Annotated in this window: 13 protein-coding genes; 7 read left to right on the top strand and 6 right to left on the bottom strand. The window is 69.2% G+C overall.

Annotated features, from left to right (window positions below):
• Nucleotides 1-87 precede the first annotated feature (87 nt).
• Complete coding sequence (locus MEBOL_RS18000; protein WP_095978598.1) at nt 88-864, top strand: hypothetical protein; 777 nt, start codon at nt 88-90, stop codon at nt 862-864.
• A gap of 3 nt (nt 865-867) precedes the next feature.
• Here the strand turns inward: MEBOL_RS18000 and MEBOL_RS18005 are convergent, their stop codons facing one another.
• Nucleotides 868-2,763 carry a potassium transporter Kup gene (locus MEBOL_RS18005; protein WP_095978599.1) on the bottom strand — a complete coding sequence of 632 codons (1,896 nt, stop codon included), beginning with the start codon at nt 2,761-2,763 and terminating at the stop codon, nt 868-870.
• Between the two features lie 181 nt (nt 2,764-2,944).
• Between MEBOL_RS18005 and MEBOL_RS18010 the strand changes: the two genes are divergently transcribed.
• Nucleotides 2,945-3,331, top strand: a complete 387-nt coding sequence (locus MEBOL_RS18010; RefSeq protein ID WP_095978600.1) for a helix-turn-helix transcriptional regulator — start codon at nt 2,945-2,947, stop codon at nt 3,329-3,331.
• Between the two features lies 1 nt (nt 3,332).
• Here MEBOL_RS18010 and MEBOL_RS18015 read toward each other — a convergent pair whose 3' ends face one another.
• Genes MEBOL_RS18015 through MEBOL_RS18030 form a run of 4 tightly spaced genes read right to left on the bottom strand, consistent with a single transcriptional unit; the run spans nt 3,333 to nt 7,249 of the window.
• On the bottom strand, nt 3,333-4,100 hold the full coding sequence (locus MEBOL_RS18015; protein ID WP_218920921.1) for an alpha/beta fold hydrolase: 768 nt from the start codon (nt 4,098-4,100) through the stop codon (nt 3,333-3,335).
• A gap of 19 nt (nt 4,101-4,119) precedes the next feature.
• Complete coding sequence (locus MEBOL_RS42940; protein WP_245919860.1) at nt 4,120-4,632, bottom strand: hypothetical protein; 513 nt, start codon at nt 4,630-4,632, stop codon at nt 4,120-4,122.
• Nucleotides 4,633-4,658: 26 nt separating this feature from the next.
• Nucleotides 4,659-5,429 carry a hypothetical protein gene (locus MEBOL_RS42315; protein ID WP_245919862.1) on the bottom strand — a complete coding sequence of 257 codons (771 nt, stop codon included), beginning with the start codon at nt 5,427-5,429 and terminating at the stop codon, nt 4,659-4,661.
• An 8-nt stretch (nt 5,430-5,437) separates the two neighbouring features.
• Nucleotides 5,438-7,249 (bottom strand): hypothetical protein, encoded by a 1,812-nt coding sequence (locus tag MEBOL_RS18030; protein WP_095978603.1) that lies wholly within the window; start codon nt 7,247-7,249, stop codon nt 5,438-5,440.
• A 142-nt stretch (nt 7,250-7,391) separates the two neighbouring features.
• On the opposite strand from MEBOL_RS18030, the gene sitA5 reads away from it, so the two are divergent.
• From sitA5 to MEBOL_RS18055, 5 genes are all read left to right on the top strand, one after another.
• A complete protein-coding gene (gene sitA5 / locus MEBOL_RS18035) occupies nt 7,392-8,882 on the top strand; it encodes a SitA5 family polymorphic toxin (RefSeq protein ID WP_483869364.1) in 1,491 nt (496 codons plus the stop codon).
• Nucleotides 8,883-8,898: 16 nt separating this feature from the next.
• The gene (locus MEBOL_RS18040) at nt 8,899-9,363 is read left to right on the top strand and encodes a SitI3 family protein (RefSeq protein ID WP_095978605.1); all 465 of its coding nucleotides are present in this window, start codon (nt 8,899-8,901) and stop codon (nt 9,361-9,363) included.
• A 264-nt stretch (nt 9,364-9,627) separates the two neighbouring features.
• Nucleotides 9,628-10,020, top strand: a complete 393-nt coding sequence (locus tag MEBOL_RS18045) for a DNA-binding response regulator (protein ID WP_179956425.1) — start codon at nt 9,628-9,630, stop codon at nt 10,018-10,020.
• A 34-nt stretch (nt 10,021-10,054) separates the two neighbouring features.
• Nucleotides 10,055-10,540, top strand: a complete 486-nt coding sequence (locus tag MEBOL_RS18050) for a DUF6232 family protein (protein ID WP_095978606.1) — start codon at nt 10,055-10,057, stop codon at nt 10,538-10,540.
• Nucleotides 10,541-10,590: 50 nt separating this feature from the next.
• The gene (locus MEBOL_RS18055) at nt 10,591-12,750 is read left to right on the top strand and encodes an ATP-binding protein (RefSeq protein WP_095978607.1); all 2,160 of its coding nucleotides are present in this window, start codon (nt 10,591-10,593) and stop codon (nt 12,748-12,750) included.
• Nucleotides 12,751-12,781: 31 nt separating this feature from the next.
• Here MEBOL_RS18055 and MEBOL_RS18060 read toward each other — a convergent pair whose 3' ends face one another.
• Nucleotides 12,782-13,342 carry an NADPH-dependent FMN reductase gene (locus tag MEBOL_RS18060; RefSeq protein WP_095978608.1) on the bottom strand — a complete coding sequence of 187 codons (561 nt, stop codon included), beginning with the start codon at nt 13,340-13,342 and terminating at the stop codon, nt 12,782-12,784.
• Nucleotides 13,343-13,371 lie beyond the last annotated feature (29 nt).

Genomic DNA, 13,371 nt, shown 5'->3' on the forward strand with positions numbered 1-13,371 from the left:
GAGTTCACGAAAAGCGGGGAGAGCGGTGAGGTACAAAAGGGGACCCATCCCAGGAGCATGCCTCCTGGGCCCACGAGAGGTCTCGACATGAACCGCATCGCCGCTCTCAAGCCCCTGCTCGGAAGTCTGATGTTCCTGGCCGCCCCCGCCCTGGCGGACAGCGCCGCCTCCATCGCCTCCTTCACCTCGAAGATGACGGCCGCCCGTGCCGCCACCAGCCCCGGCGGCACGGCGGTCGTGCGCTCGGAGATCGCGGGGGCCCTCAACGGCTCCTTCTTCCTGGATGGCCATGTGGACGCCCAGGAGCGGGCCTACCTGGCCACCCAGTTGGGCGATGCCCTCTTCCTCCAGGGCCTGACGGGCCAGGCGAAGAAGTACCTCACGGACTTCCACGAGCTCAACGACGCGGCGGACCGCGAGGCGCCGCTGACGCTGGGCCCGGTGGCGGGCACGACGGCCGAGCTCTTCGGTGCCTCGGGGGCGCTGTCCCGGTCCGCGCGCGTCAAGGAAGGCTACATCCCCAACGGTCAGGGCGTGGCCAATCAGGTGACGCTGTCGAACCAATACACCCAGTATTTCGGCGGCGGCTATGACTACCCGCTCTCCTTCGAGCCCATCAATCCCCGTGAGCTCATCGCCAAGTTGCAGGCGTCGACGTACTTCGGCACGCCGAGCCAGGACGAGGTGGACGGCGCGCTGGCGTACGTGACGGAGATCTCCCGCAACAGCAACCGGCTCTACATCGCATACTGGCACACCGAGGGCCGCGGCGGCCCCGGCGAGGCGGCCGGCTTCGTGGTGGCGGCGGTCAGCACGGATCGCCGCTTCGTGCGCATGCTGGAAGTGCTCTCCTGGTCCACCTGAGCGCTACAGCTCCACCTGCGAGCCCAGCTCCATCACCTCGCCGGCGGGCAGCCGGAAGTGCTCGGTGGTGGGGTGGGCGTTGCGCTGCATGAGGCCGAAGAGCCGTTTGACCCAGACGGGTGTCCCGCCGCCCGCGTGGATGCGCAGGGACACCCGCCCCACGTAGAAGGTGACGGGCTGGACCAGCGCGTCCAGGCCCCGCGCCTGGGCCTGCTCCAGCAGACTCGGCACGTCCGGGTGCTCCATGAAGCCGTAGCGCGCCGTCACCCGGAGGATGCCCAGGTCATACGGCTCCCAGGTCACCCGCTCGTGCGCGGGCACCGTGGGCACGGGCTCGATGCGCACGGTGAGCAGCAGCACGTGCTCGTGCAGCATCCGGTTGTGTTTCAGGTGGTGCAGGAGCACGAGCGGCGTGCCATGCACCGCGCCGCTCAGGAAGACGGCCGTGCCGCGCACCCGGGGCAGGGGACCGAGCGACAGCGACTCGACGAGCTGGTTCAACGGCATGCTCCTCGAGGCGCCGTGCTCGCGGAGCAGCTCGAGCCCGTGCCGCCACACCTGCATCATCACGAAGGCGGCCGAGCCCATGGCGAGCGGTAGCCAGCCCCCCTCGCGCAGCTTGAGCAGGTTGGCGCCCAGGAAGGACAGGTCCAACACGACGAAGCCGCCCACCACGAGCGCGAGCACCCACCCGGACCAGTTCCAGCGCCGCCGCGCCACCGCCGCGAAGAGCACCGTGGTGATGGCCATGGTGCCCGACACCGCCAGCCCGTACGCCGAGGCGAGCCGGTCCGAGGACCGGAAGCTCAACACCACCGCGAGGCACGCCCCCATCAACGCCCAGTTCACCGTGGGCATGTAGATCTGCCCCTCGTGCTCGGGCGAGGTGTGGCGGATGGTCAGGCGCGGGCTGAAGCCGAGCTGCACGGCCTGGTGGGTGAGCGAGAACACCGCCGCGATGAGCGCCTGGCTCGCCACCACCGTGGCCAGCGTGGCCAGCGCCACCATGGGGTAGAGCGCCGGGCCGGGCAGGGAGCGGAAGAAGGGCGCGCTGGCGTCCTCGGGGTGGCGCAGCAGGAAGGCGCCCTGGGACAGGTAGCTGAGCAGCAGCGCGGGCAGGGCGAGCGCGAACCACGCGAGCCGGATGGGCTTGCGGCCGAAGTTGCCCATGTCCGCGTACAGGGCCTCGGCGCCGGTGAGGCACAGGATGACCGCGCCCAGGACCGGCACCCCCTGCCAGCCATGCTCCCAGAAGAAGCGCACCGCGTGCCAGGGATTGAACGCCGCGAGCACCTCGGGCGCGCGGGAGATGCCCCAGGCCCCGAGCAGCCCGATGCTCACGAACCACGACGCCACGATGGGCCCGAACACCACGCCCACCCGCCCCGTGCCCAGGGGCTGCACGAGGAAGAGCGCGAGGAGGATGGCCACGGTGATCGGCACCACGTAGGGTTCGAGCACGGGGGTGGCCACCTTCAATCCCTCCACCGCCGAGAGCACGGAGATGGACGGGGTGATGACGCCATCTCCATACAAGAGCGCCGCGCCGAACAGTCCGAGCCCCACCAGCACCGGCGGGCCCCCGCGCTTGCCGCCCGGCTCGAGCATCGCCACCAGCGCGAGGATTCCACCCTCGCCCTGGTTGTCCAGGCGCATGAGCAGCGTGAGGTACTTGATGCACACCACGAGGATGAGCGACCAGATGAACAGCGACAGCACCCCCAGGAGGTTGTCCCGCGTCACCTGCACCGCGTGGGGGCCGTGGAAGCACTCCTGCAGCGCGTAGAGAGGGCTCGTGCCCAGGTCCCCGAACACCACGCCCATGGCGGCCAGGGTGAGGAGGGCGAGGTTCCTCGGCTCCTCTTGCTGACGGGACGCTTCACGCACGGAGCCTCGCATCCGCGTCACGTTGTCTCGTCCTCCGTGCCGGTGCCAGACGCCGGGGCACGTCGGCTCCGCCGCGTGTTGTCCCGTGCACGCCCCGGATCCGGTGCGTCGTCGGGGGGACGATTTTGAGCTTGCCGCCCGACCCCCTGAGTGGGCAGCATGTTCCTACTTTCCACGTCACCAGGAGGCGCCCATGCACCTCGAACAGAAGCGATTCGCGACCCGCCTGGGCAGAGCCCTGCGCGAGGCGCGTGAGCGGGCCTCGTTGACTCAGGAGGAGGTCGCGGAGCGCGTCGGGCTCGCGGTCGAGATCCTCGGCCGGGTGGAACGCGGAAGCATGCTCCCGAGCGCGCCCACCCTCCGCGAGCTGTGCCGCGTGCTGCGAATGGACGCGGACGCCCTCCTGTGGCTCGACAGGGAAGGGGCGGCGCCCGTGTCCCCGCTGGATGACTTCCCGCAACTGCCGTGGTTGGTGGAGACGCTTCGCCGGATGGGCGTCACGCGGCTCGGGATCATGAGCGATACGGCCAGCGCGGAGCTGCGCGACTTGGACTCACCGCTCGAGGAGCGCCTCGAGTGATTCAGAGGGACGTCAGTCCCTCGGGAAGGGGCGCGCCGGTGCTCCAGGCGCGTACCAGGGCCGTGAACAGGTCCGGGGCCTGGAGGTTCCAGACGTGGCCCAGCGAGGGCACCTGGACGCCGCGTGCCCCGGTGAGGGTCGCCACCAGGGTGCGGGCCGCGCGCCGGGCGGGCAGGGTCTCCCGTTCGCCCACGGCCACGAGCGTGGGCACCGTGGCTCGCGTGGGCAGCCGCTGCGCCATCAGGGCCTGGGTGACGTGACGGAGGAAGGGCTCCTCGCAGCCGCGCACGAGGTCTTCCCGGACGATGTCCTGGTACTCGGGAGGAATGGCGAACTGACGCAGGGACAGCTCCGCCAGACGCTCCGGACCCAGGACCCGGGTGAGCGAGGCGCTCGCCAGCGAGATCATTCCCAGCACGCGGCCCAGGCGCGCGGACGTCCCGGTGACGAAGACGCTCCGCAGTCGTTCCGGCTCGGTGCGCAGCACCTCCAGGGCCACGGCGCCGCCCAGGGACAGTCCCACCACATGGGCGCGGCCCTCGGGCACCCGCTCGCGGATGAGCGTGGCCACCTGCCGGGCGGCCTCCTCCAGGGAGAAGGGCGGGGAGGCGGGGCTCTGGCCCTGCTCGGGCAGATCCGGCACGAGGCAATGACAATCCCCCAGGCGTTCCACCTGGGGCCGCCACATGCGGCCACTCAGCCCACCGGCATGAAGGAAGACGAGAGGCGTGGCGCCTCGGGGACCGGATTCCCAGACAGGAGCTTGCACGCGGGGCACCTTGCTTCTTCTAGGGGAAGTACGGGTATCGAGCCAGGATTCGCCCGTCTGGCGATACGGCATACAGCTCGAACCAATCGAGCGCGGTGACGGCACCGGGCGCCATGCGTCCACATTTGTCCACGCGGCGGTTGATGCGGACGAAGTACAAGCCTTCCTCCTGGCCCACGATGACCTCCATGGCCTTGGCCGAGTATGCGCAGGTTCCCGCGTAGGCCTTGGGGACGCGCGTCAGTACGCGTTGCAGTGCCGCATGCGCGGCGAGAACCGCGGGCCCGTCCAAGGTCGCCAGGGGCCGCACGTCATCGGGCCAGCGAATGCCCTCTGCTACGATCGCGGGGGCCGCCGCGACGCCCGCGTCTTCGGGGGGGGTGCTGGGAAGGGGGAGGGGCACGAGGATGCCCGCGTCTTCGAGTGGGGCGTTGAGGGCGGGTGCTGTCACGACGCCCGTGTCTCCGGCTGAAGGGACTCCTCCTTCCATCAGGAGGGCGACGACCAGAAGGGCGGGATATGGCCTCGACATGGGCAACTCCAAGGAACCACGGTCTTTTACCAGTCCAAGGCGGGAGAGCAATGCGGCGAGAGGGCCCTGGGACTCAGCATGGAGGCGGAGCGAGGCTGACAGGTTGCTTGGAAATCCCAGATTCTACTGGCTTCGTTCCATCTGAATACTTTGCCCTCGGGGTCCCACCTGTAGAAGCGAGGTCTGTCGGGTTGACCCGTGGCGAGCCAGTGCCAGGCAGGGAGCAGTTCACCGCGAACGTCGCGAAGGAGCTTTCCGCTGGGACTCGCTCCGTAGGCAACCATCACCCACAGGCCTTCTCCTGCCTTCACCTTGGGAAAAACACTCAGGTCAGGACTGCTCATGTTTGTCCCGCACGGGTGGTTGTGCGCGAAGCCCAGAATGGGAAGGTCTCGTCCGAAGTCCTCGTCGTCGACCCCACCGAACGGCGGCTGGCAGGAATTGTGTTCTCCTGTCAGATTCCGGATGGGCCAGGAGACGCGCCAGTCCTCGGGGGTTCTGTAAAGTGCGATACAATACTCAGCCGCATCTGGGCGGGGATGGCCTGTATTTGGATCACAGGCATCCGTGGCACCTGGTAGAGCCATCAACGCCTTGAGCGCGGGAATCACCAGGTCATCTGGGACACTGGCCGAGTCGGAGAGAACGACGAGAACGCTCTCTGTCTTCCATGGGCCGGGCGCAATCGCCAAGTCCGGGTCGTCTTCCAGTTTAGGTAATTCGGTATGTAAATAGTAGGGCTTGCGGCCCACGCATGCCAGGGCGAGCATGAGCATGGGGACGAGCAGATTTCGCATGTGTTGCTTCATCCGGCGTTGGATCCACTTCGTGAGAGGGAGACGGATTGGCCCTCGGGAGGCGGGGTGAAGCGGCGCGGTCCTCCGTCGCGCCAGTGCAGCATCACGAGCGAGGGATCCTCCAACGGGACGTCGAAGGTGAAGCCAAGCCGGGTGGGTCCCTGCGTGTCCGCCTCCAGCACCCTGGCCGTCAGGCCTGGCAACTCCACCCGCGCTCCCTCGCGAAGCGCATGCTCCCGGTCCCGGAAGATCGATTCGAACTCACTGGTGAAGAAGCGGCCCTCGGTGAGGGTGAGCTCCAGGGCGTTGGGTCCCGTGCGCGTGAGCACGTGGGGATGAGGTGACAGGCTCAACGTCCACCACGCCTCGGGCCTGGGCATGCCGCGCTCGGCCATCATCACGGGCAGGTACATGCCGAGCGTCGACACCGGCAACGCGAGTACCACCACCCGCTGCTGGGGCAGTCGCTGGAAGTCCAACGCGCCCTCCAGTGTCTGGGCGGCTTCCTCGGACTGGGCACTCATCGAGTGCAAGCCACTGCCCATCACGGGCCAGAGCAGGGGCGCGAGGACGAGATGCGCGAGGCCGAGGCTGCCCGCGCCCAGCGTCAGGCCTCGGGGTCTCCCGCCTCGCGCTCGCGAGCGCCAGGCCCCCACGAGCACCGCCGCCACCGCCACGCTGCCTCCCAGCCCCGGGATGAGCAGCAGGCGATTGGAGGGAAAGGTCGCCGCCACGGGCACCAGCGACAGCGCCGCGCCCAGCATGAGCCAGCGGCAGTGCCGGCGTTCCTCGGGGCTCAGTTCCGGCCACGCGGCGCGCAGGCTCCCCCCGAGCACGCCCAGCGCGAGGACTCCCAGGCCCACCAGCGCGGGGCGGAGGCGTGCGTCGAGCGCCCACAGGTCCGTGGGGATCTCCAGGACGAGTCCTCCCACCATCGCCGGGATGCGTGCGAGCGCGGCCCCGAGGAATCGAACCGGCTCGCCCACCGGATCCATGTAGGAGCCGGAGCCCCACGCCCCGTAGCCGCCCAGTTTGTAGCCCACGAGGTAGACGCCTCCGAGCAGTGCCACGGGAGCGAGGGCCCGGAGCCGCTCCCTCGCTCCACCCGGGGCGCCCACCGCTTCATAGGCGAGCACGTACGCGAACACGCCCAGCGCGCTCTCTCCGCCCAGCAGCCCCAGTCCGAGTCCCGCGAGGGCCAGGAGCCGGGCGCCCCCGCGCCGGGCCTCGCGCCCTTCCAGGTGCAGCCAGAGCCCCACCAGCGCGGGCAATGCCGCCACCAGGGCGTTGCGGTTGGCGATCCACCCCACGGTCAGCGTGTGTCCGCCGTCGATGGCGAAGAGCCCCAGGGCGAGCGCGCCCACGGAGCCCGGCAGGACTCGCCGCAGCACGGCGCCCATCGCGGCCACCACGCCCAGGTACCAGACGAGCGAGTGCAGATGCCACGCCAGGGCATTTCGCCCGAAGAGCCGGTCATCCATCACCGCGAGCGCGGTCGACAAGGGGCGCCAGAAGGCGAGCTTGAGTTCGGGCAACGTCCACCAGGGATAGGGCCCTCGCTCCACCCATCGCCGCATCTCCGTGGGGTCTCCCAGGGCGAAGGAGAAGAGATCGAGACGCGAGCCGGGCGCCTCACCGCCCTGTAGCCGGATGAGGTGGATGTAGTCGTCGTACAGGAAGCCCATGCCGAGCGTGGGCACGGCGAGCACGATCGCGGCCATGAGCGACAGGCCCAGGATGCGCGGGAAAGTGAGCCACTGACTCCAGAGCGCGGCTCGATCGCGACGTAGCGGCTCGTTGACGGGATGCGGCGGTTTCATAGGCGCCAGTGACTCCGTGTCGAGGCCTCGCTTGCTCTACCTGTGGCAATCCATGACGGGTTTGTCCTCCCGTCATGATGACACTTCGCGATATCTGGAGAAATACGGATTCCGGGCCATGTGGCCTGGGGGGAGGTGCACCGTGTCCACTCATCTCATGGGCCCGCGCCCGGCCCGTGTGTTGCCGTGCCCCGGCTGGAGTGGGTTCTTGCTGTTGCTGTTTCTCCAAGCCGCCTGCGTCGCCATCGACGCACGGCCTCCCGACGTTGGTGGTCAGGCCGTGTCCAGTTCGGTTCACCTCGCTTCGCCCTCCAGGTTCGGGGCGGTTCAGGTGAGCAGGTTCGAACTCAATGAGGCCCTGGCCTCTCTGGTGTTGCATCTGCCCCTACGGGTGGCGGCCTCCTTCCCGCCACTCTATCTCCACCGGATGTTGGCGCAGGCTTCCACTCCCCTCATGGGCGAGGAGTGGCGTACTCCTTTGTCGCGGTCTTATGGGCGTTTCTGCGAGCGGAGCGGCACTCCGGGCGACTGTCTTGGGCTGTTCGATGATGGGCCCGGTCTGGACGGCGAGGACAAGCGAGATCTCGCCCTGGCCCTCTCCGTGACTACAGCGCTGGATTCCCTGGATGGGGAACTGCGCTCCATGTTCTCCACGACGCAGCTCTACACGATGGTGGGCGTCACTCTCGCGGCCTACATGGCGCTGCTCGTGGCCCCCGAGCCCGTTTCTAAAGGCGTGGCCGCGGCACTGGCCCTTCTCATGTGGGGCTACCTGGGCTGGGAACTCTTCGACCTGGTTCAAGCCTATTTCCGGTTGTGGGAGGAGGCGGCGGAGGCCGCCACGTTCGCGGAACTGCGCGAGGCGGGAGACCGTTTCGGCGAGGTCATCGGGCCCAATAGCGTGCGCATCCTGCTCATGTTGGGCACGGCGGCGGTGGGGGAGACGGCGGCGCTCGTGTCCAAAGCGCCGAAGCTGCCGGGATTCGCGAAAGCCACCGAGGCGCTCAAGTCCCATGCCGGCATCAATGATGTGCGCTCGGCTCTTCTGCACGCGGACAAGGTGAAGGTCGCGGTGAGCGAGGGAACCTTCAGCGTCGTCTTGCCCGCCAATGTCCTGAGCATGGCCTCGAGGGACGTGCGCGGAGGAAGCGTCAGGGGCAATACATCGGTGGATGCCGTGGGTCACACCAGACCCTCGATGCGCCCTGATCCTCATGCGAAGCCGGATGGACAGAGCGCCACTCCTTTTCCCAAGGATGATGAGGCGACCAGGCGGTCGTTGATGCGGGAGAATGAATCCGCGAACCTGCTCGCGCAGGCTGGCTACCGTGTCGAGCAGAGGCCTTTCGTTCCAGGTGCTTCCCGCAGGCCTGATTACCGGATCGAGGGGCAGATCTTCGATAACTACGCTCCCAGCACGAGCAATCCGCGCAGTATCTGGACCGTGCTCAATGATTCGAAGGTCAATCCGGTCGGCAAACCGAGGCAGGCGGACAGGATCGTCCTGAACTTGAGAGACAGTGGCGTGGACCTCGCCGCGTTGAAGAAACAATTCACGGACTGGGTGATGCCGAACTTGAAGGAGGTCCTGGTCATCACCCAAGAGGGGCGGCTCGTCCCCTTTTGGCCGTGACGGATGGGGAGTCGCCATGTCGCTGGACTATGATTTCAGTATCGCGACCCCGTTGTCGCCTCAGCGGGTTCTGCGTATCGCGCTCCTGGAACTGGGCCTGATGCCCAATACCGATCGCACGGCGGAGGGGGTCTTCAAGGAGAGCACCGGTCCTGGCTTTCTCGTCAGCGCCGGCCCGATGGGTACGCCGAGCAGGCGCATGCTCGAGGAGGCGCTGCATGTTTCTCCCGATGTCGACCTGCGTTTCTGGCTCGATGCGCTTGGGGATCGACACTCGGCCCAAACGTCGATGCTTCGAGGCATTCTCGCCGCTCTCGGTCAGATACCAGGCGACGCCGTCCTCACGTTCTCGGGAGAAAAGGTCCTGCTTCTGCGTCGAGGTGGGCGGATGTACCTGGAGGCGGAGACCGGTGTCTGGACGCCAGATCGTCTGCGACTGGTGCAACAGCCCTACGAAATGAAGAACTTCCCCGTTCTCTGAGTTCCCGTCGGAGTTCCAGGCGCGCCGCGTCATGAACGGAACTCCTCCGCGCCCGGGTGGAGCGTGGAAATCCGCCAGGGCACCCTGGCACCTTGCCACGCCTGGCCGCGCACGAGGGCCCTCTCCCAGGCGGAGCACGTGGGGCATGTCCCTTGCTGGAGAAACCCGCCGAGGAGACTCCACCGTCATGTGCCCCGCCTCGACGTTTCGCGTCATGACCCCGCCGGGTGCCGACACTGCTCCGGCCCGGGGCGGGAGGTGAGCGTGCGAGGAGCGCTCCCCCGAGAGGCGAGGCTGCACGGCGCGGATGAGTCGTTGCGCTCCCTCTTGAGCGACGTGCTGGGCGACATGGGCATCCGCCTGGCGCCGGACGTGGGGGGGGAGCGGCCGGACGTGGTGCTGGCGCTGGTGGAACGCGAGGACAGCGTGCCCCGCGTGCTCCGGGCGGTGGAAGAGAGCTCGGGCCCGGCGCCCGTGCTCGTGCTCCTTCCCTTCGAGGACGAGCGACTGCGGTGTCTGGCGATGCGCCTGGGCGCCCAGGGCTGCTACGCGCTGGGCACGCCCCTGGAATCGCTCAAGCGGCTGTTGCGCGACATGAGCCAGTCAGAAGCCCCGGGACACTGGGGTGAGCCGGGGAGGCACGATGAGGGAGCTTGAATCCAGGCACGATTCAGGGGCGCGGCCGAGGCCCGTGCTGTGGGTGCTCCCCGCCGTGGCGCCCCGGCCCCCGATGCCCCCGGGCGAGCACGTGTGGGTGGAGGCCGAGGGCCTGCGGCTCACCAGCGAGCGGTTGGAGGTGGCCGGCGGCTCGTGGGGGCTCGCGGAGTTGCGAGGCTACGGCACGCGGCGCGAGTCCCCGGGGCTCGTGCTCCCGCTGGGGATGGGGGCGGGGGCGGCGCTCGTGGTGCCGATGCTCCTGTTGCAGCCGGACTCCTTCCGGGTGACGGCCGCGCTGGTGGTGGCCACGCTGCTCGTCTTCACCGCCATCGCGCGGCTGGTGGCGGCCGCGGACACCTATTGGCTCGTGGTGCGCACCGCCGAGGGCGAGCGCCCGGTGTGGCACTGTCAGGATCATCAGCTCTTCGCGCGGGTGGAGCAGGCGCTCGGCGAGGTGCTGGAGCCGCCCGCGCCCGCTCCCCGGGAGCCGCCCGTGCGCAGGCTCGCCCTGGTGCGGTGACGCGGCGGCGTGTTTCTGGCGCCCCTCGCGGCGCGGCCTAGCTTCCGGCCATGTCCGGATTGCTCTCCGCTCCGCGTGTCTCGCCGCAGACCCTGCTGGCCGCCGCGGCCCTGCTGTGCGCGTTCTTCGCGGGGGGCGCCATGCTCCTGGCCAGCCAGGCTCCCGCGCTCGGCTTGCGGCTCACCGGCGACGAGGCGGGGCGGGGCCTCCGGGTGTTGGAGGTGTCCCCGGACGTGTCCGTACCGCTCGAGCCCGGCGCGGTGCTCGTCGCGGCCCTCACTCCCTCGGGCCGCGTTCCCCTGGACGGGGAGTTGCTTCGGGATGAGCCGGATCAGCTCGGCTCCTGGGAGCGCTACAACGACTTCCTGGCGCGGCACACGGCGCTCGCGGAGGCGGTGGCGCGCGGCGGGTTGACGGTGGAGCGGGAGGATGGGCGCCAGGTACGGCTCGGGAGCCGGCCTCGGGGCGTCACCGAGCTGCCCTTCCTCTTCTGGTACCAGGTGGTGGTGGGATGCGCGGGCTTCCTGCTGGCGGCCGGCGTGCTGGCCTTCCGTCCCTCGGATGGGGCCGCGCGCCACTTCGCCCTCTCGGGCTTCGGGATGCTCGTCTTCTGCTGCTGCGCGGCGGTGTACAGCACCCGCGAGTTCCTCATGGGAGGGACGTTGATGTTCGGCCTGTCCATGGCGAACACGTTTGGCGCCACGTTCTTCACCGCCGCCCTGGTGGCGCTGCTCGCGTGCTACCCGCGCCACCTGGGTCCGCTGTGGCCCCTGGCCTATGGGGTGCAGGGCCTGGCGTGTGTCGCGGCCTTCCTCCAGTGGACGCCCGGCGTGAGCTGGATCCACGGCTTCGTGCTGGGTCTGTTCTCCGTCACCTTCGTGCTGGCGCTCGTGCAGTGGTGGGGCACGCGGGGGCGGCCCGTGGAGCGCGCGGCCCTGATGTGGTTCCTGCTGTCCATCTACCTGGGCACGTGTCTGTTCGCGGGCGCCGTCCTGTTGCCCTCCTCCCTGGGGTTCGCCCCGCCGGTGAGCCAGGGCGTGATGTTCGTGGTGTTCCTCTTCATGTTCGCGGGCATCGCCCTGGGCATCACCCGCTACCGGCTGTTCGAGCTGGATCGCTGGTGGTTCCAGGCGCTGAGCTGGTTCCTGGGGGGCGTGGCCGTCATCCTCTTCGACTTCGTGCTGGCGGCCTTGTTGCAGGTGTCCCAGTGGGGCGCGCTCGGGGTGGCGCTGGCGTTGTCCGGATGGATCTACTTCCCCCTGCGCCAAGTGGTGTGGTCTCGGTGGCGGCGGCGGGCGGGGCGGGGTGGGGGAGACCGGGCGGGGCAGTGGATGCTGACGCTCTTCTCCACCAGCCGCGAGGAGACGCTGCGCACCCAGTGGCACGCGCTCCTGCGCGCCGAGTTCGCGCCCCTGGAGTTGCTCGAGCTCGAGCGGCCCCTGAGCGCGGTGCAGGTGTCCCAGGACGGCCTGGAGTTGTGCCTTCCCGCGCCGAGGCCCGGGCACGCCGTCCTGCTGCGCCACCCCGCCCGGGGCAGCCGCCTGTTCCGGCGCGAGGACATCGCCGACGCGGAGGTGCTCTCGGGCATGGCGCGGCGGGCGCTGGAGGCCCAGCGCGAGCGCGAACAGGGGGCGCTCGCCGAGCGGGGCCGTCTCATGCGCGACCTGCACGATGACCTGGGAGCGAAGCTGTTGTCGCTCGTGTACATGGCGCGCGAGAGCGAGACGGAAGCGCTCGCGCGCTCGGCGCTCCGGGACATGCGCGACGTGCTGGCGGCGCTGGAGGCGGCGTCGTGCTCGCTGGCCGAGGCCCTGGTGGATTGGAGCGCCGAGGCCCGGGGCCGCGCCGAGGCCATGGGCTTCCAGCTCATCTGGGAAGAAGAGGGGGCGGACGCGGAGCGCATCCAGCTCAGCGCGCGTCAGCGCACGAGCATTGGCCGCATCCTGCGCGAGTCCATCACCAACGCGCTCAAGCATGCCCGGGCCGAGCGGCTGGAGGTGCGCGTGCGCTGGAGCGAGGGGCGTCTGTCGTTGTCGGTGGAGGACGACGGGACGGCGGGCACGGGTGAGCCGGCGGCGTGGAAGGCGGGCACGGGCACGAAGGCCATCCGGCAGCGGGCCGCGGATCTGGGAGGCACGGTGGAGTGGGCGCGGGGCGCGCGCGGGTGCCGGGTGGAACTGCGGCTGCCCCTGGAGTCCCCGCCGGCGTGAGGTCCGGACGGGGAGGGGGGAAACCCGCCGCTCAGGCCTGGCGCAGGGTCTTCAGCGCTCCGCCCCAGGCGATGACCTGGTTGAGCAGGGTGGTGACGGACTTCTCGTGGTGAGGGTCCGGCTTGAAGACCTTGAAGTTCTCGAAGTCGGCGCGGAGCGAGAGCATGACCTGGGCGCGCACGGTGGCGATCTGCAACTCGGCCAGCACCAGCCGCAACTGCTCCACCGCTCGCGCGCCGCCCGCGCTGCCGTAGCTCACGAACCCGGCCGCCTTGTTGTTCCACTCCGTATAGAGGTAGTCGATGGCGTTCTTGAGCGCGCCGGACGTGCCGTGGTTGTACTCGGGTGTCACGAAGACATAGGCGTCGAAGGACGCGATCTTCTCGGACCAGCGCTGGGTGTGGGGCTTCGTGTACTGGTGCTGGGTCGCGGGGTTGGGTTCGTCGAGCAGCGGCAGGTGGAAGTCCTGGAGGTCCACGAGCTCGAACTCGGCGTCGCCGCGCTTCGTCGCGAGCCCATGGACCCACCGGGCCACGGCCTCGCCGTTGCGTCCCGGACGCGTGCTTCCAAGGATGATGGCCACTTTGAGCATGGGGTGTCGTCTTCCTTAGAAGGGGGTTG

Source organism: Melittangium boletus DSM 14713, from assembly GCF_002305855.1.
Classification (GTDB): Bacteria; Myxococcota; Myxococcia; order Myxococcales; family Myxococcaceae; genus Cystobacter; species Cystobacter boletus.